Here is a 1,107-nt window from a genome sequence, read left to right as displayed (position 1 = left end):
CGGCGGCCGGAACCGCTGCGGGCGCGGCGCCCGGCGGCGGCCGGTGCGCCGGCCCTGGTTCACCTTCGCGCGCCGCACCTCCTCCACCGCCATGCGGGTGAGCTGCGGGTTCAGCTTCGCGCGGCGCCCCTCGCCCCTGCCCTGCTCCACGAACAGGTCGTACAGGCGGGTGCCGACCATCATGTGCTGGAACAGCGGGACGGGGCGGTGCTCGTCCACGATCACGGCGGTGTCGCCGCGGACGGCCTGCAGCCACTCGCCGAACTCCTCGGCGTTGGACACCGTCGCCGACAGCGCCACCAGCCGCACCGAGTCCGGCACGTGGATGATCACTTCCTCCCAGACCGCGCCGCGGAACCGGTCGGCGAGGTAGTGCACCTCGTCCATCACCACGAACGCCAGCCCGGCCAGGGTCGGCGACCCGGCGTAGAGCATGTTCCGCAGGACCTCGGTCGTCATGACGACGATCGGGGCCTCGCCGTTGACGCTGTTGTCGCCGGTGAGCAGCCCGACCTTCTCCGGCCCGTAGCGGCGGACGAGGTCGGCGTACTTCTGGTTCGACAGCGCCTTGATCGGGGTGGTGTAGAAGCACTTGCCGCCGCCCAGCAGCGCCAGGTGCACGGCGAACTCCCCGACCAGGGTCTTGCCGGACCCGGTGGGGGCCGCGACCAGGACGCCGCTGCCCTTCTCCAGCGCCCGGCACGCCTCGATCTGGAACGCGTCCAGCTCGAAGTCGTACAGCGTCTGGAAGTCCAGCAGCGCGGGCCCGTTCCCCGCGGTCCGGGACCGGAAGGCCCGGTACCGCTCCGCCGGGGACTGCTCGGCCGACTGCGTGTCGGGGGTGCTCATGTCTCGAGCCTACGGTTTCGCCCGCCCGGATTCCCAATTCGGGGCCCAACAACTTCACCCGGACGATCCGCCCCAACCGCCGGACGATCATGCCAGAGCCCGCCCCCCGCACGCCTCGGGGGCGTCCAGACCCCGCGGGAGGGGGTTCCGGGGCTCTACCGGCCGTTCTGGGGCCGCACCGGGGCCCGCCGGAGGGGACAGGGCGGGAAGCGCGGGGCCAGGGAGCGGGCCGCAGGGTGGGCAGGGGGCGCGGGGTGG

General features: G+C 73.3%; 1 protein-coding gene. It reads right to left on the bottom strand.

Annotation, left to right across the window (positions count from 1 at the left end; all coding sequences use genetic code 11):
• Positions 1 to 849 (bottom strand): DEAD/DEAH box helicase (locus DZF91_RS23390; protein ID WP_199486829.1); only part of this gene is annotated, 849 nt, incomplete at its 3' end.
• Between the last annotated feature and the right edge of the window lie 258 nt (positions 850 to 1,107).

It is taken from the genome of Actinomadura logoneensis (assembly GCF_003428695.1).
GTDB lineage: Bacteria > Actinomycetota > Actinomycetes > Streptosporangiales > Streptosporangiaceae > Spirillospora > Spirillospora logoneensis.
This window is presented reverse-complemented; position numbering and strand designations above follow the sequence as displayed.